The sequence below is a fragment of the Streptomyces sp. Pv4-95 genome, assembly GCF_045782725.1.
Lineage (GTDB): Bacteria > Actinomycetota > Actinomycetes > Streptomycetales > Streptomycetaceae > Streptomyces.
Map to the genome: position 1 here is coordinate 762,499 of NZ_CP127172.1, position 17,741 is coordinate 780,239.

The following is a 17,741-nucleotide window of genomic DNA, read 5'->3' on the forward strand; positions in this document are numbered from 1 at the left end:
AGTTGTCTCACAGGTCGAGGTCGGCGTACACCGCGGCGTGGTCGGACGCCTGATCGCCCTTCGAGGTCACGGTCGGGAACGACTTGAAGGTGCCGGGCGCGAAGATTCCGCGCCGCTCCACCTTCACGTCCTCCACCAGGTCCCACACCGCGGGCGCGAGCATCAGGTAGTCGAACTTCTGGTGGAGGGAGGTGCCCGTCCCATGGGTACCGGGCGCGCCGGTGTACGTCCGGTGGCTCATCACGTCCCTCAGGCCGGTCTCCAGGAGCAACGCCAGCGGCTCGCTCTCCGGATCGTCATTGAGGTCTCCCGCGACCACGACATTCGCGGACCTCTTGAGCGCCTCCTTGTAGATCTCCCGTACCCGCCCGGCCTGCGCCGTTCGCTTCTTGGTGGTGGCGGCCGGGCTGCCGATCTTGCTCTTGAAGTGGTTGCCGAGGATCCACAGCGGTGCGCCGCCGGTGAGTTCGACCTCGAACTCCGGGCAGTCCCGGCTGAAGATCGGCCGGCCTGCCGCACTGTCGAAGATGTGCGACCGCACCGAGGTGATCGGCCGGCGGCTGTACAGGCCGATGTCGATGCCCCGGCTGTCGTTGCCGTCGATCAGCATGTTGAAGGGGTAGTTCCGCGCCCCCATCATTTCGCTCAGCACCTGCTTCTGGAAACGGTGCAGCGTGAGCCGGTCCTCGACCTCGACCATGAGCAGTACGTCGGCATCGACCTCGGCGATCACCTGACCGGTGTTGTGGACGGCCTCCTCGTCGAGGTCGTCGCGCACGAGTTCGGCCCAACCGACCCAGTGGGCACGGCCCTCGGCGAGGATTTCGATACCGCCACCGCGCTTGGTCCTGAAGAGCTTGGCGCCGCCTCGGGTCTCGTTCAGCAGGATGGAGCGGCTCTTGGACTGGGAGGCGGCGACGTCGTACTTGTCGAGGAACTCCGCGATCTTCTTCTTGTCATCGGCCGTGTAGGTCTCGTGGTCGAGGAGGGAGACGAGGGCGGCGAAGTCCTCCAGCGTCTGCCTGCGCTCCTCCGGATCGGCGAGCGCGAAGACACGTGGCCGGTGAAAGAGGTTCTCTGCGTTGAAGGTGGCGATGCGGAGAGTCATGGCGCCTCCCGTCGCGGCGCGGGTACACGCGGCCGACCGGGCAGGCGCGCCGCCGAGGACACTGCTCGCCGGCACTTCCAATTCTCCGAGCGTGTGCGTTGCCTGTCCAACGGAGCGCGCGACCCTCGTGACCTCTCGCGGCCCCGCTTCGTTAGCACCATTGACGCGTGCATCCTTCCCCCCACGGGAGACGCGCCACGAAGGCCCTGAATCTGCCCGGCTCAGGGCCTTCACCCTGTCGGCTCGGTGAACCAGGCCCTCCGCATGGTGCCGGCGGTGCCTTCGGCGAAACTCCTTTGCGGCGGCGTTCGCAGGCGGCCACGATCTGGGGCATGGCTTCCAGAATCCGACGTATCAACCCGGACGGTCTCCACCCGACGCCGGGCTACCACCACATCAGCGTCGTCGAAGCAGGACGTACCGCCTATCTCTCCGGTCAGTGCCCGCTGGACGTCTCCGGCGCACTCGTCGGCGAGGCGGACCTGGACCGGCAGATCGACCAGGTGGTGGCGAACGCGACGGCCGCCCTGGCAGCGGTCGAAGCCGAGCCCCACCATGTGGTGCGGTCCGTCGTCTACGTGGCAAGCGATGAGAGGGAAGTGCTGGCCGCCGCCTGGCACCGCTTCCACGCATCGGCGCTCGGGCCCGCGCTCAGTACGGCGAGCACCCTTCTCGGCGTCACACGGCTCGGCTTCCCGGGTCAATTGGTGGAGCTGGACCTGACGGCGGCGCTTCCTGGGTGACGGACCGGCGGCATCAGGACCGGCTCCACCCGGCACCCGCGCAGGCATCCCGAGCAGCACCACTCGGCTGAGCGGCACCGCTCGGCTCAGCGCCTCAGCCGAACGGTGCATCCGCTCCGGTCGCTACCCGTTCCGCCGTACCCGGAGGTTGTGCCAGGCGAAGGCCCGGTCGAGCTGACCACGCGTCAGCCCGGTGATCGCCGCCATCTGCTCGAAGGTGAGCCCGTCGGGGTGCCGGTCCAGCGCGCGGGACATCTTTCCCGCCCATTGCTCTTCGTCGATGTAGGGACGCCGCTCGTACTCGTCCCGCAGTTCGGCGAGGTGCGCCGCGGAGCAGGCCGTGAGCGGGCGCCATCCGTCCAGCTCCGGATCGTCCGGGTGGACGACGGAGGAGTCGGGCACCCGGGCGTGCACCTCCGAGTGGTCGGTGATCACGGCGCCGCAGACATCGCACAGTGCAGGCAGCATCCCGCCCGCGTCATCCCGGTCGGCATCCATTCTTCCGGTGTACTCCGGAAACACCTGGCATGCCAGTGCACGCGGAGCCGCCGAGGCCGGGCGCCATCCGGGCGGTCCGGCCCGCGGAGGCGGCTCGGCGCAAGCAGACGGCAGCCGGAGCGGAGAGCGGGTTGACCCTCCCCTCACGTCAGGCTTGAGGCTGTCCACCGACGAGAGGGGAGGGTACATGAGTTACTCCGTGGGGCAGGTCGCGGCTTTTGCCGGAGTGACGGTGCGTACGCTGCACCACTACGACAGGGCGGGGCTGCTCTCGCCCAGCGACCGCAGTCGCGCCGGATACCGCCTCTACAGCGACGCCGACCTGGCACGCCTCCAGCAGATCCTCTTCTACCGCGAACTCCGCTTCTCCCTGGAGGAGATCGCCCAGATCCTCCAGGATCCGCAGGCGAACGCGCTGGAGCGACTACGAGAGCGGCAGCGGCAGTTGGCCGAGGAGATCAGCAGACTTCAGCGGCTGGCCGAGGTCGCGGAACGCGCCATCGAGGTCCAGCAGTCCGGGGTGCCCCTGACTCCCCGGGAACGCTTCGACGTCTTCGGCGAGATCAGCTTCGACCTCAGTTACGCGATGGATGCCGACCTGAAGTGGAGGCATTCGGACGGACACCGGGAGGCGATGGCACGCGCTGCGGCCCACACCAAGGAGGACTGGCAGCGGCTCATGGGCGAGGCCGCCGTCTGGCGCGCGGAGTTGCTCACGGCCTACGACGACGGCGAGCCCGACGACGGCGATCGGGCCATGGACCTCGCCGAGGAGCACCGCCGGCACCTCGCGCGCTGGTTCACCCCCTGCCCGCCCGACATGCACCGGCGCATCGCGGACGACTTCGCCGCCGACCCGCGCGCCTTCGCCCTCGTCGTACCGCTGTCACAGCAACGCCCGGGCCTTGCGGCCTACCTGTGCAGGGCGGTCCACGCCAACGCGGCCCGCAGCGCCGGTTCGCGCACCGAATCCGAGGAAGACCGATGAGAATCATGATCGCCACTGCCGGGTCGCGCGGCGACGTCGCGCCGTACACCGGCCTGGGCTCCGAACTGCGCCTCGCCGGGTACGACGTCGCCCTGGCCACCACGGACTCCTTCGCGCCCCTCGTGCGTGATGCCGGCCTGGAATTCCGCCGCCTGCCCGCCGACACCCGACCGCACGCGGGTGTGCGGGGCAGACGTGAACTGATGCGCGCTGCTGCCGCGTTCCTCACCGAGCTGGGTCAGGGATTCACCGGCGCGGTGGCCGAGGGCACGGACCTGCTCCTGCTGTCGACCACCACGGCCCCGCTCGGCTGGCACCTCTCCGAGGCCACGGGCATCCCGAGCCTCGGCGTTCACCTCCAGCCCACCGCACCGACCGGCGACTTCCCACCCGTCGTCACGGGCTCCCGTTCGCTGGGCCGCGCGGGCAACCGCGCGGCGGGGCGCTTCGCTCTCCGCATGGCCGACCGCGTCTACGAGCCGGCGGTTTCGGAGCTGCGCCATCGTCTTCGACTGCCTCCGCTCTCCGCCTCCGCGATGCGCCGACGGCAGGAGGAGGCCAACTGGCCCGTTCTGCACGGTTTCAGTACGGCGCTGGTGCCGCGCCCCTCCGACTGGCGCTCCGGCATGGAGGTCGGCGGCACCTGGTGGCCGCACCGCGCCGCCAACGGACGACTGCCCGCGGACCTGGAGGACTTCCTCGCGGCCGGGCCCCGTCCGGTCCTGATCGGCTTCGGCAGCATGGCGGCCGGGGAGGGCGAGCGTCTGAGCGAGATCGCCGTACAAGCGCTGCGGCGTGCCGGGCTGCGCGGGATCCTGCAGTCCGGCAGCGCCGGGCTCGCGGCCGACGGGGACGATGTCCTCACCGTCGAGGACGTGCCGCACGCCCTGCTGTTCCCGCGGCTGGCCGCGGTGGTCCACCACGCCGGAGCGGGCACCTCGGCGGCCGCACTGCGTGCCGCGATACCCGCGGTCACCGTTCCGGTGACCGCGGATCAGCCGTTCTGGGCTGCGCGGCTCGCCTCGATCGGCGCCGCACCGACCCCGATCCCTTTCCGGTCCCTCACCGCCGAGCGGCTTGCCGACGCGCTCAGTCATGTCACCGAGGAGCCGCGCTTCGCAGGAGCCGCCGCGACCGCCGCGCGCCACATGGCCACGGAGGACGGAGCGGGGCAGGTCCTCAGGGCCGTTCAGCGGATGACCGGAAGCGTGCTTCGGCCGAGGAACCGTTCATGACCGGGCGGGCTGTGGTGACGGTTCGTCATAGGCCATGTATCCGTCGTGGGTCCGTCGTACGACCGGGAGGCCCGGGGTGCGGGATGTCCCCGGCGACGCGCCTGTGGAACAGAGCCGGGCGCGACCGCCGGTCCCGAGGAATCCTCCTCGGGACCGGCGGTGGCGGAGAGTGCCGTGGTGCACCAGGTACGGCACTCCCTTCGCACGGTGGGTCAGTTCTGGAGCCAGACGGTCGTGTCCGGCGGAAGGTCGTCGCCGGTCAGCGGACCGCTGGCCAGCAGTACCTCGCCAGGCGGGACGGGCACCGGGCTCTCGGAGAAGTTCGTGACGCTGTGCCATCCGCTGCTGCGGCGGAAGTGCAGCACACCGCCGACCGCCGCGTCGTCCGCCCCGACCCACTCCAGGCTCTCGTCGCCCATCATCTTGCGCCGCAGCCGCAGGGCCGCCCGGTACAGCTCCAGGGTCGAGCCCTCGGTCCCGTCCTGCGCCTGGGGGGAGTAGCCGCCGAAGGTCTCCGGCTGGGGCAGCCACGGCGTGCCCGTGCTGAAGCCGAAGGCCGGTCCTTCCACGGTCCAGGGCAGCGGCACCCGGCAGCCGTCCCTGCCCTTGCGCCGGTGTCCGGTGCGCTCCCACACCGGGTCCTGAAGGGTGTCCCGCGCCAGGTCGGCGACCTCGGGCAGGCCGAGTTCCTCGCCCTGGTAGAGGTAGGACGAGCCGGGCAGGGCCAGCATCAGCAGCGTCGCCGCGCGGGCCCGCCGCAGCCCGGCCGCCCTGTCGGGGGCCGGCTCACGGCCGTCGCCGAGCAGCCAGGAGTCCAGGTCGGCGCGGCTCATACCGATGGGCAGGGCATAGCGGGAGGCGTGCCGCACCACATCGTGGTTGGACAGCACCCAGGTCGCCGAGGCGCCTGCCGCGCGCGCCGTGACCAGCGAGGTGTCGATGACGGTACGGAACTCCAGGGCGCTCCAGGGGCATTCGAGGAACTCGAAGTTGAATGCCTGCCCGAGTTCGTCGGGGCGTGCGTAGAGCGTCCGGCGGGCGTTCGCCACCCACGCCTCGGCCACCGCGGTGCGCGGCGGGTCGTACTCGTCGAACACCTGGCGCCACTCGCGGAAGATCTCGTGCACCTCCTCCCGGTCGTACAGCGGGTGGCTGCCGTCGAGCGGGAGTTTGCCCAGGGGGCGGCCCTGGCCGGCGCCGAGGTCGCGCAGGGGCTCGGCGAGATCCTTGGCCAGGCCGTGCGCGACATCCACCCGGAAACCGTCGACGCCTCGGTCGGACCAGAAGCGCAGGGTCGTGAGGAAGTCGGCCCTGACCTCGGGGTTGTCCCAGTTCACGTCCGGCTGCTCGGGGGTGAACAGGTGCAGGTACCACTGTCCGTCGGGGAGCCGTGTCCAGGCGCGGCCGCCGAAGTTGGACTCCCAGTCCGAGGGCGGCTCGTCGCCCTTCTCGCCGCGGCCGTCGCGGAAGATGTAGCGGTCGCGCTCGCGTGAGCCGCGCGGGGCACGCAGCGCCTCCTGGAACCACACGTGCCGGTCGGAGGTGTGGTTGGGGACGATGTCCACCACGACCTTCATGCCGAGCCCGTGCGCCTCGTGGACCAGGTTGTCGAAGTCGGCGAGGGTGCCCAGGCGCGGGTCGACGTCGCGGTAGTCGTCGACGTCGTATCCGCCGTCCGCCAGCGCGGAGGGGTAGAACGGGCTCAGCCAGACGGCGTCCACGCCGAGGTCGGCGAGGTAGGGCAGCCGGGCGGTGATGCCGGGGAGGTCCCCGATGCCGTCGCCGTCGTGGTCCGCGAAGCTGCGCGGATAGATCTGGTAGACGGTGGCCTGGCGCCACCAGTTCGGGTCACAGGTCGCCTGGTCCGCGGGGTGCGGGGTGCTCACAGGGGCTCTCCATGTCTGCGGTGTGCGGTCTGCGGGTGAGGTCCGGATCGGCCGGGCGGGAAGACGTCGGCCGGTCCGCACGGGCCGGGTGCCGGGCGGTGGTGGTCCGCGGGGGCCCGGGTACGCGGTGGGCTTCATCCGGTCACCCCTTGACCGCCCCGGCGGTCAGGCCGGAGGTGATCGAGCGCCGGAAGACCAGGACGAGAATGGCGATGGGCACGGTGGCGGACATCGCCCCGGCGAAGATCGTGCCGTAGGGCACGGTGTACTGGCTGCCGAAGAGTGCGATGCCGACGGGCACCGTGCGGGCGGAGTCCTCGCTGTTGAAGGTGAGTGCCATCAGGAACTCCGTCCAGGTGGCGGTGAAGGTGAACACCCCAGCGGTGAACAGGCCGGGCCGGGCCGGCGGCAGGATCACCGACAGCAGGGTGCGGGTGACCGAGGCGCCGTCGATCTCGGCGGCCTCCTCCAGGCCGCGGGGCAGTCCCAGCAGGGAGTTGCGCATGATCCAGACGGCGAACGGCAGATGGAACGCCACGTACGGGATGATCAGGCCGAGGTGACTGTTGAGGAGCCCCAGGGAGCGTTCGACGAGGTAGAGCGGGGTGACGACGGCAATGGCCGGGAAGACCGAGATCATCAGCAGCGCGACCATGATCGTGCCGTGTCCGCGCATCGGCAGCCGGGCCAGCGCGTACCCCGCGAAGAGCGCGAGCCCCAGGACGACGACGGTGGAAACGACCGCCACCACGCCGCTGTTGAGCAGGTAGTGGCCGAGGCTGTTGCCGCCGAAGGCGTCGGAGTAGTTCGCGAAGGTGGGGTCGGACGGGAAGAGGCTCGGGGGGTTCGCGCCGATGTCGCGTGGGTCCTTGAAGGACGCCGAGGCCATCCAGTAGAGCGGCATCGCGGTGAGGACGACGAGGACGAGCGCCCCCAGGTTCACCGGGTCGAGCCAGCGCCGCCGGCCCCGGCCGCGCGCCTGCGTCAGCCGCCTCATCGCAGCTCTCCTTCCGACGCCTGGGACGTGAACGCCCGCAGGAAGACCAGACAGCAGACCAGCACCAGCAGAGCGGTGGTGGTGGCGATCGCGGCGCCGGGCCCCATGTTCAGGTCCTGGAAAAGGGTCTTGTAGCCGAGGACGGCCAGCGACTGGGTGGCGGTGCCGGGGCCACCCTGCGTCAGGACGAACGGCAGGTCGAAGATGCCGAACGCCTGAAGGATGCGGAACAGCACGGCGATCCCGATGACCGGCCGCAGTTGGGGCAGGGTGACGCGCCAGAAGGTGGACCAGGCGTTCAGGCCGTCGATCTCGGCCGCTTCGAAGACGTCCCGCGACAGCATCACCAGACCGCCGAGGACGATGATCGCCACGAAGGGAGTGGTCTTCCAGATGTCGGCGACCATCATGCCGCCGACGGCAGTGGCGGGCGTGCCCAGGATGACCGGGGAGTGGCCGAGGAAGATCTCGCAGAACCAGGTCGCCAGGCCGTACGAGGCGTCGTAGAGATAGCCCCACAGCTGGGCGGAGACCACCGTGATCAGCGACCAGGGAACGAGCAGCAGCGCCATGATCCAGCCCCGGCCGGCTCCCAGTCTCTCCAGCACCAGCGCGGCCAGCGTTCCCAGCACCAGTTCCACCAGCACCGTGACGACCGTGTAGAAGAGGGTGAGGAGCAGCGCCTCGCGCCATTCCGAACTGTTCAGCAGGGCCGCGTAGTTGGCAGTGGTGAAGGACTCGACGCGGAAGCCGTCGTAGGTGATCCGCACGGTGGTGAAGCTGAGCACCACGGAGAACAGGATGGGAAAGATGGTGACCGCGCCGACGACGAGAAGCGTGGGAGCGGTGTAGCCCCAGCCGACCCGGGCGCGGCGACGGCGTGCGCTTCCGGGTCCGACGTCGGCCCGGCCTTTGCTTCCGTTGCTCACAGCACCGCTCCCTTCAGTGCCGCCCGCACCTCGGATTCCATGGCGGACAGGGACTCCCTCACGGACGCCGAGCCGCCGACGGCGGAATTGGCGCCGGTGTAGAGGGCCTTGCTGACCTTGGGGTAGTACTGCGTGCCCGACGGCCGGGCCACCAGCTCCAACGTCCGGGCGTTGTCGAGGACCGGGCTGCCCAGCTGCCGGGCGGTCCGGCTGTTCAGCGCCGAAGTGAGCGCGGGGATGTAACTGCTCTCCCGCAGCAGCACCTGCTGCCCCTCCTCGGAGAGGAAGCGCGCGAAGGCGAGGGCGCCACCCAGCTCGCGGGTGTGCGGGTTGACGAACACGCTCCAGCCTCCGAGGCCGCTGCGCCCGGAGCCCTCCCGGCCTTCGAATCCCGGGCGGGGCACCACACCGACCCTGCCCGCGGTCTTCGTCCCTTCGGCGTTCGACGCGCCCCAGGCGTAGGCCCAGTTCCGCAGGAACAGGGAGCGGCCGCTGATGAAGGCGTCCAGCGTGTCCTGCTCGATGTAGGTGGTCACCGCGGAGGGGCTGACCTTCGAGGCCACCAACTCGCGCATGAAGGAGAGGGCTTGCGTCCCCGCGGAGCCGCCCACGGTGACGGTGCTTCCGTCGGGACCGACGACCGACCCTCCGGCGTCTGCCAGGAACTCGGTGAAGTTCACCGTCATTCCCTCGTAGACCGATCCCTGCCAGACGAAGCCATGGCCGACGTCACCGGCCCTGCGGACCTTGGCCGCGGTGTGCGCCAGCTCCTCCCAGCTGCGCGGCACCCGCAGCCCGTGCTTGGCCAGCAGATCCTTTCGGTAGTAGAGGAACGACTCGTCGATGAAGAAGGGCAGGGCGTACACGCCGCCCTCTGCCGAGCAGGCGTCGATCAGCGGCTTCGGATATTTCTTCCAATGCCCCTGCGGCACATAGGGATCCAGTGGGAGGGCCAGGCTGTTGTACGCGAACTGGCCCGGCCAGACGACGTCTCCCAGGAAGACGTCGGGCGAGGGCGACCCACTGGCGATCTGGGTGGTGAGCGTGGCGCGGTTGGTGTCCGTGTCGGACGGGGCCTTGAGCAGTCTGACCCTGATCTGCGGGTGCCGTCGTTCGAACGCCGCGATCAGCAACGGCGCGAGTTCCCCGTTGCGGCGGTCGGTGAGGCGGTGGCACCACCAGGTGATGGTGGTGGGTTCGGTGGGCACCGCGGCGCTCTGTCCGGCCACCGGGTCGGTCACTTCGCTTCCACACGCGGTGAGCGCGGCGGCCGTGACCCCTCCGAGGCTTCCGGCGAGCAGGGAACGGCGGCTCAACGGCATAGGCCCTCCTCCTTGGTCCTCCGTGACTGCTGCCGCGAGGTCGTCGGCCTGGCCGGGCTCCCGATGACAGCGTTTGCAAGCTAGGGACGGCGATCGGGCCGCGTCAACCATGGGGACAGGATTCGCCGCTCTCGAATCTCAGTGGTGGCCGGCATATCGGGCGACAACCGCCGGGACCACCCTCAATGGCAACGCTGCCATCCCACTCACCCCGGCCCGGCCGGGGGAGAACAACACCGGCCCCTGCCCACCGCTGTGACGGTGGGGTACGTTGAGCGCATGCGCCCCAGTCGGAGTCCCGCCACCATGCCCGATGTGGCCCGGCGAGCGGGCGTGTCGGTATCAACGGTCTCGCGCACGCTGCGGGGTCTGCCCACGGTCTCCCCCGCGACCCGGCACAGGGTCGAACAGGCCGCCAAGGAACTGTCGTTCAGCATTTCCCGCAGCGCCTCCAGCCTGGTCACCGGCCGCACCGGCCGGGTCGCGGTGATGGTCCCCACGCTGCAGAGCTGGTTCATGGGCGCGATGCTCGCCGGACTCAGCTCGGTCCTGCGGGCCGCCGACCTCGACCTGTTGATCTACGACGTACCGAGCATGGCCGAGCGCGCCGCCTTCTTCGAGCGGCTGCCCGCCCGGCGCAACGCCGATGCCCTGCTGGTCGCCTCGTTCGACCTCTCCGCGACGGAGCGCGAACGGCTCGACGAGCTGGGCATGCCGGTGGTCTTCGTCAGCCAGCAGATGGCGGGGCGGGCCGGGGTGCGCGTCGACGACGTCGAAGGGGCGCGGCACGGCACGCAGTATCTGGTCAACGTCGGCCACCGCCGGATCGCCTTCGTGCAGACGGACAGCGGCAAGGGCTTCTCGTTCAGCGCCCAGGAACGCGTCGAGGGCTACCGGAAAGTGCTCGCGGAGTCGGGGATCCCCGTGGACGAGAGTCTGGTGTTCCGCGGCGGTACGGGCCGGCGCGCGGGCGCGGACGCGGTGGCGCACCTGCTGAGCGAGCCGCAGCCGCCCACGGCCGTCTTCGCGGAGAGCGACGAAGTGGCCATCGGAGTGCTGCAGGCCCTGCGCACCTCACGCATCCGGGTGCCGGAGACCATATCGGTGCTCGGCTTCGACAATCACGAGATGGCCGAGCTGTTCGACCTGAGCACGGTCGCGCAGTCACCCGACGAGGTCGGCCGGGCCGCGGGCGAGCTGGTGCGCTCGATATTGGAGAACGACGAGGCGGACGACGCCCGGCAGGTGGTGCTGCCCACCCGCCTCATCCTGCGCGGGAGTACGGCGCCCCTGGCGGCTTCCGACACCACACCGGCAGGGCGCCCCCGGAAGCCGAAGGCGACGGACCGGCCCCTCAAGGCCAACAAGCAGGGCCCCGCGGCCGGTCGTTCCACCGGAGCGGGAGGTAAAGGCGCCCGGGGGTAACCGCTCGGCGGCCCGACTCGACACCGCTCCGCCGGCTCCTCCCGGCCCCCGCCCCCATCCCCGGAGCCCATCCCGGAGCGCCTTGTCACGCCTGCTCGCGGTGGATCGTATCGCCTTCGATCCGTACACTCCGCCGCATGATCCACGGACCCTCCCCTGCCCCTGACGCGGCCCTGTTCAACTTCGGCAAGCGGCGGATGCTCCAGACCGTGCGCGGCGCGATCGGGGCCTTCGTCCTGGCGCTCGCGATGCCGATCGCCGGCGTCGTCCATGAATACGGGCTCGGCACCTGGGTGTTCGCGGTGATCTGGTTCCTCGTCTTCGGCGGCGCCGGGGTGGGCCTGGCCTGGGTCGGCTGGGCGGACCGCCATGCGTATCTGGCCTTCGACGCGACCGGCGTCTGGCTGCACAAGCAGACTGCGCGCGCCGTCATACCGTGGGCCTCGCTCGAATCGGCCGGTCTGTTCTGGTGCCCCCAGGGGCCGGACAACTCCGGCAAACGCCTGGTGAGCCTCGAACTGTGCCCCGCCGGCGGGGTCGATGAGCACGACCCGGCACTGTCCCCGCTCATCGTCCATGACGAGCCGAACCTTCCGGGCGTGGCCGACCGTCGCTACCGCGTCGGTATCCCGGTGTTCGCCCTCCGCCTGTACGGCCCGAAGCTCGTCGAGGCGGCCCGCTCCCGCGCCGGTCGCCTCTGGTTCGGCGAGCACGAGCGGCCGTCGGGCTACCTCCGCCTCCAGGACCTCTTCAGCTGAGTCCGCCGCCGCAATCAGCGGCTGAGGAGAAACGCCCGCCGGCTTCCTCGTCAGCCGCGAGCGGCCCGGCGCACCGACCCCGCACACGCGACCGGAGCGGCCAACCGGTGTGCTGCTTGCGCTTCATGAGACGTTTTCACGCCGGGACACCTCAGAGGTCCCCGGCTCGGCCGCATCCGACTCGGCAGGCTCCTTCCCGGTCGCCTCCCGGCGCTTCGACCCGTGTACCGCAGTCCCCCGACGTGGCCGTTCACCACGGTGGACGATGGCGACGGCCGCGAGGCCCACGGCGAGCCCGACGGCCGTCTGGGGGCCGAACGGTTCGCCGAACATCACGGCGCCCCACAGGGCGGTGACCGGAGCCATGAGGAACATGAGCGTGTTGACCTTGGTGACCCCGGAACGCCGCAGGATGAGCCAGTAGAGCCCGTAACCGCCGAAGGTGGAAAGGGCCACGAGCCAGCCGATCGCCGCCCAGAACGACAGCTCGGCGGGCGGTGCCGCCGCCCCGGCGGCCATGGCAAGGACGGTGAAGACGACGGCACTTGCCGCGCAGTGCACCGTCATCGCCACGCTCGGCGCGACCCGGGTACGGGAGCGGCTCTCGACGAATGTGGCCGCCACCAGAGAGGCCATGCCGAGGAACGGTACGAGGTACGCCCACCACGCCACACCGGCGGCCGCCGCCGCGTCGGCCGTGGTGACGATGACCACGCCGGTCACTCCGAGGCACAGGCCGAGCCACTGGCGGCGCGAGACGTACTGCCGCAGCAGCGGCCCGGCGAGCGCTCCGGCGACGAGCGGCTGGGTGCCGTCGATCAGTGCAGTGGTACCGCTGGAGACCCCGAGCTGGATCGCGTAGTAGACGGTGAGCAGGTAGCCGCTCTGCGAGAGCAGGCCGACGGCTACCTGCCGGACCACCGTCCGACCGGTGAGACCTCCCCACGACGCCCGGGCGCAGCAGACGGAGACGACGAGCAGCACGACGGCAAGCGGCAGAAACCGCCACATCAGGATCGTGACGGCGGAGGCGGTGCCGGCGCCGAGCTTGGCCCCGATGAATCCCGAGCTCCAACAGACGACGAAGGCGATCGAGAGCAGGAAATTCATGCCACACCTCCAGTAAACAGATCGGTATACTCCTCACTATACAGATCGGTATACACTGGGGCCATGGGCACTGCACACACACCACGGCGGATCGCGATGACGCCCGCCGCGGCCCGCGTCGTGGAGGCCGCCGCGCGCCTGTTCTACGAGCGGGGAATCCACGCCGTCGGGGTGGATCTGATCGCCTCGGAGGCCGGGGTGACAAAGAAGACGATCTACGACCGCTTCGGCTCCAAGGAGCAGGTCGTCGTGGAGTACCTCGCCGACCGCGACGAGCGCTGGCGGGCCTTCCTCGCCGAGCGCCTGGACGCGGTCGGCCCGCGGCCGGCGAAGCGCGTCCTGGCCGTCTTCGACGCCTCACGGGCGTGGTCGGAGGAGTACAGCGCCAAGGGGTGCAGCATGGTCAACGCGCACGCCGAGATCAGCGATCCCGCGCACCCCGCCCACCCGATCATCGTCGGGCAGAAGGCGTGGATGCTCGCCCTGTTCACCGGACTCGCCGAGGAGATCCGCCCGGAGCAGGCCGGTGACCTGGCCAGGACGCTGATGCTGCTCCACGAGGGCGCTCTCGTCGCCCACGGCCTGGCCGTCTTCCCCGAACCCATCACCCACGCACGCGACCAGGCACAAGCTCTCCTGGTCACCGCCGCCGAGGCGACGCGGTAGGGCTGAGGAGCCGCAGGGCGAGCGGAGTTCCTCCATGCGAGGAGCCCGGTCGGCTCCATCAACGCCGACCGGGCTCCCGGCTTTCCCTCGGGCCGTGGGTGCTCAGTCCGTGATCGGGATCTGCCCGTTGAGCGGTGCCCCTTCGGCTGCGGGCGCGGCGGCGGGCTTGGCGGCGGAGCCACGCTGGGTGACGCCCTTGAGCAGCTCGGCCAGGTCGACGCCCGTCGTGGAGTTGAGCAGCTCCATGCCCTGGGCGACGTTGTCGGCGACCGTCCGGGACAGCTGGCTCGCCCCGTCCGTGGAGATCACGGTCATCTTGTCCACGGCGCTCAGCGGTTCGGACGCCTTGGCGACGACCTGCGGGAGCACCTCGACCAGCATCTGAAGGATCGCCGCGTCACCGTACTGCGCGAAGGCATCGGCCTTCTTCTGCATGGCCGCGGCCTCGGCTGCGCCCTTCGCGGCGATCGCGGCGGCTTCGGCCTCACCCTCGATCCGTACGGCCTCGGCGAGCGCCGCGCGGTGCAGCTTCTCGCCCTCACCGGTCAGCCGGGACCGCTGCGCCTCCGCCTCGGCCTCCTTGACGTGGGCGATACGGCGGGCCTCGGCCTCCTGCTCGGCCTGGTAGCGGGCGGCGTCGGCCGGCTTACGGACCTTGGTGTCGAGTTCGCGGTCGGTCAGCGCCGCCTGACGCTCGGCCACCTTCTCCTGTTCGGAGAGGATCTCCTGCCGACGCGCGGCCTCGGCGAGCGGGCCCGCCGCGTCGGCCTGGGCAGCGGCCGCCTCGGTCTCCACCCTGATCTCGGCCTGCTTCAGGCAGAAGGTCCGTTCGGCGATGGCGATCTCCTCGGCCGCCTTGAGCCGGGCCTGCTCCGAGGCCCGCTTGGCGTTCGCCTCGGCGATGTCGGCCTCCTGCCTGGCCCGGGCGGCTTCGGGGCGCCCCAGGTCCTCCAGGTAGGAGCCTTCGGTGGTGATGTCCTGGATCTGGAAGGCGTCCAGGATCAGGCCCTGCCCGGAAAGGCTGGCCTCCGCTTCCTCCGCCACCTGGCCGGCGAACGCCGCACGGTCACGAATGATGTCCTCGACCGACATCCGGCCGACGATGGCGCGCAGTGCACCCGAGAGCACTTCCTGGGTGAAGCCGACGATGCCCTTCTGCTGCTGCAGGAAGCGCTGAGCCGCGGCGCGGATGGCGTCCTCGCTGCCGCCGACCTTGACGATCGCGACGCCGTCGAGGTTGGCCTTCACACCGCGCAGCGTGACTGCGCCCCTGACGGCGACGGGGATGTGCCGGCTGGAAAGGTCCAGGGAGAACCGCTGCTGGACGAACGGGACGACGAACACGCCACCACCGACGACGACCTTCTGGCCGCTGTTGTCGATGCTGACGCGCCCGGTCGCCGGATCGGTGGACTTCTTGCCGCGGCGGCCGGTGATGATGAACGCCTCGTTGGGGCCCGCGACCTTGTAGCGGGTGATGACCGCAAGGGCGAGCAGAACGAGGAGTACGACGACCCCTACAACGGCGACAACTACTGAATTCATGCTGGTTCCCCCGTGCCTCTCGACCGAGGCAATTGGAAGGTGGGCGGTGATGGTGGGCGCCGGGTGGCGCCCAGGACGATGGGTGAGAGGTGGTCGGCTGAGCCTGAATGTGGTGTAAGCGTGGCTATGGGTGTGACAGTGGCCGTGGTCCGTTTCCCGGCCTTCGGGACGACAGGTCGGCCGACCCGGCTGAGGCCGACACGGGCGGTGGTCGGCGGACGGTCCAGGACGCGCCGGAAGGGCCGGTCAGCGCTCCACGGGACGGACGGCGACCGAGGTGGACGACAGCGACGCCTCCACCCAGATCTCGGCGCCCCGGGCGACGGGTTGCTCGCTCTTGGCCGCCAGTTTCACGGGATGACCCGCGAGGCGAAGGAGCACTTCCCCGTACCCGTCGGCGGGAATGGCGGTCACCACCGATCCCGCGGTGCCGACCAGATCCTCGTGCCGGGGCACCGGGTCGGTCTGATCCCGCATCAGGACACGGCTGAACTTCCACGCCAGCCATCCCGCGGCGACCCCGGCCGCCGCGCCGATCACGACGGCAGCGCCCGGACCGAGCCCGGCGCCGCCCCATACGATCGCGCCGCTGAACCCGAACATCGACAGGAAGCCGGCGACGACCGGGAGCGACAGCAGCCCGTCGAACAACCCGCCCAGAAATCCGCCGAAGAGCCCTTCGAGGATTCCGTCGAAGACCAGCGCGAGAAGCAGCAGCGCCACCCCCGCGATACCGAGCCCAAGAAACCAGTTCACCCGGCTGCCCTCCCCCGTTTTCAACAATCGCGTGAACAGAAGGAGCGTCTCATGCGCAGCCGGACATGCACATTGCCTGATCCCGGCAATCTTTATGCGCTTTTGATGCCGCGTTACATCAGCGGGGCCGCTGTGACGTACGGGAGAGCTGTCGGCCGCGACGGATCGGCGCATCGCGCCTCCGCCCGCGTCCCTGAGGCGCCCTCACATCTCCCCGGGGCGAGGGTTCGTCCCGGCCGCGCCTTCCGTAGCGGGGGCTCCGCCCTCACCGCCCACCAAGTCCCGGGCCAGTGCGACACGGGAGAGCAGGACGGCGCCCCAAAGGATCAGCGCCACCCCCGCGCCCTCGACGAGGAGCCACCAGCCGGTCCGTACGCGTTCGTCGAACAGGGTGACGCCCAAGGACAGGCTCACCAGCGCGTCCCCGAGGGTGAGGACCGGCTGCGAGGCGGTCAGCGGGCCCGACTGCATGGCGTTCTCCAGGAGGAAGAGCGCCAGGACTCCGACGAGCGCGAAACCGTAGGTCTGCCAGGACAGGAAGAATCCGGCGGGGCCCCCGACCTCCCAGGCGTACGTGGCGTCCTTCATCAAGGCCGCGGTGAGCGCGTAGGCGATGGCCGTGGCAGCGCCGAAGCAGGCCGCCCGTACTCCCCCGGCGCCTCGGCGCAGCGCCGCACCGACCGCCGCCATGATGACCACCGCGCACACCACGAGCGCGGGCACCCAACGGCTGACCGGCGCATGGTCGTTGCCGACGGTGGGCGCGGCAGCCGTCAGCGCCGAGCCCAGCCCGACGACGATCAGCCCTACGCCCACCCAGCCACCGGGCGATACCGTTCCTCCCAGCAGCACCCGCCCGATGAGCAGGGCGAGCGGCAGTTCGAGGATGAAGAGGGGCTGCACCACCGACAGTGCGCCCTGTGACAACGCCAGCGCCTGGAAGCAGGCGGCGGCGATGACCGCGAGCATGCCTCCCAGCCACACGACCCGGTGCAGCAGATCGACGAGCAGGCCGAGACGCAACTTGGCCGAGACCGGGAGTGTGCGCGCGGCGCGCCGCTGCAGGACCGTGGCCAGCGCGTTGCTGAGCGCCGCGAGCACCGCGAAGAGGGCAGACAGCCAAGCGCTCATGGAACTGCCTCCTCTACCTCCTCGTCAGCGCAGAATCAGCACCGTTCGCCGTCGTCCGGTCCCTCCCCCACGGCCTGCCCCCCGGCCCACTGCACCCGCATCCACGAAGTCGCGGTCGCACCGTCGTCCGATCCACCGGCGTCGTCGCCCCGGGCTCCGGAACCGTCGGTGTCTCCGTCGCGCTCGCTCTGCTCATGCCGTGATCCCTACCAACCCGGACGGGCGAGGGCTCCCGAACACGGCACCAACCACGCGTTCGGCGCCGCCCGGCAGCCGAAGGCAGCGCTGCTCATCACGCGGTAAGGGGGCATCAGGCCGAAGGGCCTCGTGGATGCCTGGGCTTCCTCAGGGCAGCCGATTCCTCAGCGGGCCAGGAGGGAGTCGTCCTTCACCCGAGCTCCGGGCAGCCGGTGACGCGCGGCGATGAGCGCGGCGTCCACATCCCGCGTGCCGGTGGAGACGCACAGGCTGTACTCCACATCGTCCAGCCGCTGTCGTACCTCGACGCTGCCCTCCTCAGCGTGGAGAGCCTTCAGCGCCTCGTACTGCTCGATGAGATTGCGCAGCACTGCGGGGTGAGCCATCAGCACGGTGGAGCCCCTTTCGCCCTTACTCGTGATTCTCCGGTCGGTCACAGACCCGGC

General features: G+C 70.4%; 17 protein-coding genes. 6 read left to right on the forward strand and 11 right to left on the reverse strand.

From position 1 onward, the window contains the following. Nucleotides 1-7 precede the first annotated feature (7 nt). Nucleotides 8-1,108 carry an endonuclease/exonuclease/phosphatase family protein gene (locus QOM21_RS03560; protein WP_407548068.1) on the reverse strand — a complete coding sequence of 367 codons (1,101 nt, stop codon included), beginning with the start codon at nucleotides 1,106-1,108 and terminating at the stop codon, nucleotides 8-10. Nucleotides 1,109-1,440: 332 nt separating this feature from the next. On the opposite strand from QOM21_RS03560, the gene QOM21_RS03565 reads away from it, so the two are divergent. Beyond that, nucleotides 1,441-1,851 (forward strand): RidA family protein, encoded by a 411-nt coding sequence (locus QOM21_RS03565; RefSeq protein ID WP_407548069.1) that lies wholly within the window; start codon nucleotides 1,441-1,443, stop codon nucleotides 1,849-1,851. 123 nt (nucleotides 1,852-1,974) lie between these two features. Here the strand turns inward: QOM21_RS03565 and QOM21_RS03570 are convergent, their stop codons facing one another. Beyond that, nucleotides 1,975-2,349, reverse strand: a complete 375-nt coding sequence (locus QOM21_RS03570) for a hypothetical protein (RefSeq protein ID WP_407548071.1) — start codon at nucleotides 2,347-2,349, stop codon at nucleotides 1,975-1,977. A 187-nt stretch (nucleotides 2,350-2,536) separates the two neighbouring features. On the opposite strand from QOM21_RS03570, the gene QOM21_RS03575 reads away from it, so the two are divergent. Together QOM21_RS03575 and QOM21_RS03580 are read left to right on the forward strand one after the other, a co-directional pair. Next, entirely contained in the window at nucleotides 2,537-3,337 is an 801-nt protein-coding gene (locus tag QOM21_RS03575) for a MerR family transcriptional regulator (protein ID WP_407548072.1), read from the forward strand. Further along, entirely contained in the window at nucleotides 3,334-4,572 is a 1,239-nt protein-coding gene (locus QOM21_RS03580) for a glycosyltransferase (protein ID WP_407548074.1), read from the forward strand. Before QOM21_RS03575 ends, QOM21_RS03580 begins: the two co-directional genes overlap by 4 nt. A 212-nt stretch (nucleotides 4,573-4,784) precedes the next feature. Here the strand turns inward: QOM21_RS03580 and QOM21_RS03585 are convergent, their stop codons facing one another. The 4 genes from QOM21_RS03585 to QOM21_RS03600 all read right to left on the reverse strand — a co-directional run bounded on the left by QOM21_RS03585 (nucleotide 4,785) and on the right by QOM21_RS03600 (nucleotide 9,706). Beyond that, nucleotides 4,785-6,458 (reverse strand): alpha-amylase family glycosyl hydrolase, encoded by a 1,674-nt coding sequence (locus QOM21_RS03585; RefSeq protein WP_407548076.1) that lies wholly within the window; start codon nucleotides 6,456-6,458, stop codon nucleotides 4,785-4,787. Between the two features lie 142 nt (nucleotides 6,459-6,600). Continuing rightward, nucleotides 6,601-7,455 (reverse strand): carbohydrate ABC transporter permease, encoded by an 855-nt coding sequence (locus QOM21_RS03590; RefSeq protein WP_407548078.1) that lies wholly within the window; start codon nucleotides 7,453-7,455, stop codon nucleotides 6,601-6,603. Continuing rightward, nucleotides 7,452-8,384, reverse strand: a complete 933-nt coding sequence (locus QOM21_RS03595) for a carbohydrate ABC transporter permease (RefSeq protein WP_407548080.1) — start codon at nucleotides 8,382-8,384, stop codon at nucleotides 7,452-7,454. Before QOM21_RS03595 ends, QOM21_RS03590 begins: the two co-directional genes overlap by 4 nt. Further along, complete coding sequence (locus QOM21_RS03600) at nucleotides 8,381-9,706, reverse strand: ABC transporter substrate-binding protein (RefSeq protein ID WP_407548082.1); 1,326 nt, start codon at nucleotides 9,704-9,706, stop codon at nucleotides 8,381-8,383. The genes QOM21_RS03595 and QOM21_RS03600 overlap by 4 nt, the downstream gene beginning before the upstream one ends. Nucleotides 9,707-9,985: 279 nt before the next feature. Here QOM21_RS03600 and QOM21_RS03605 point away from each other — a divergent pair, with 279 nt between their 5' ends. Both QOM21_RS03605 and QOM21_RS03610 read left to right on the forward strand, forming a co-directional pair. Continuing rightward, nucleotides 9,986-11,131: a LacI family DNA-binding transcriptional regulator gene (locus QOM21_RS03605; RefSeq protein WP_407548084.1), complete on the forward strand. Its 1,146-nt coding sequence runs from the start codon at nucleotides 9,986-9,988 to the stop codon at nucleotides 11,129-11,131. A gap of 137 nt (nucleotides 11,132-11,268) precedes the next feature. Continuing rightward, nucleotides 11,269-11,889: a hypothetical protein gene (locus tag QOM21_RS03610; protein WP_407548086.1), complete on the forward strand. Its 621-nt coding sequence runs from the start codon at nucleotides 11,269-11,271 to the stop codon at nucleotides 11,887-11,889. Between the two features lie 123 nt (nucleotides 11,890-12,012). Here the strand turns inward: QOM21_RS03610 and QOM21_RS03615 are convergent, their stop codons facing one another. Then, on the reverse strand, nucleotides 12,013-12,999 hold the full coding sequence (locus QOM21_RS03615; protein WP_407548088.1) for a DMT family transporter: 987 nt from the start codon (nucleotides 12,997-12,999) through the stop codon (nucleotides 12,013-12,015). A gap of 63 nt (nucleotides 13,000-13,062) precedes the next feature. Here QOM21_RS03615 and QOM21_RS03620 point away from each other — a divergent pair, with 63 nt between their 5' ends. Next, complete coding sequence (locus tag QOM21_RS03620) at nucleotides 13,063-13,665, forward strand: TetR/AcrR family transcriptional regulator (RefSeq protein WP_407548090.1); 603 nt, start codon at nucleotides 13,063-13,065, stop codon at nucleotides 13,663-13,665. A gap of 102 nt (nucleotides 13,666-13,767) precedes the next feature. Here QOM21_RS03620 and QOM21_RS03625 read toward each other — a convergent pair whose 3' ends face one another. The 4 genes from QOM21_RS03625 to QOM21_RS03640 form a co-directional block, all read right to left on the reverse strand. Continuing rightward, the gene (locus tag QOM21_RS03625) at nucleotides 13,768-15,210 is read right to left on the reverse strand and encodes a flotillin family protein (protein WP_407548092.1); all 1,443 of its coding nucleotides are present in this window, start codon (nucleotides 15,208-15,210) and stop codon (nucleotides 13,768-13,770) included. Nucleotides 15,211-15,456: 246 nt separating this feature from the next. Next, entirely contained in the window at nucleotides 15,457-15,966 is a 510-nt protein-coding gene (locus QOM21_RS03630; protein ID WP_407548094.1) for a hypothetical protein, read from the reverse strand. 204 nt (nucleotides 15,967-16,170) lie between these two features. Then, nucleotides 16,171-17,097, reverse strand: coding sequence for a DMT family transporter (locus tag QOM21_RS03635; protein WP_407548095.1), 927 nt, complete (start codon nucleotides 17,095-17,097; stop codon nucleotides 16,171-16,173). A gap of 362 nt (nucleotides 17,098-17,459) precedes the next feature. Further along, entirely contained in the window at nucleotides 17,460-17,687 is a 228-nt protein-coding gene (locus tag QOM21_RS03640) for a DUF5133 domain-containing protein (protein WP_407548097.1), read from the reverse strand. Nucleotides 17,688-17,741: the final 54 nt, after the last annotated feature.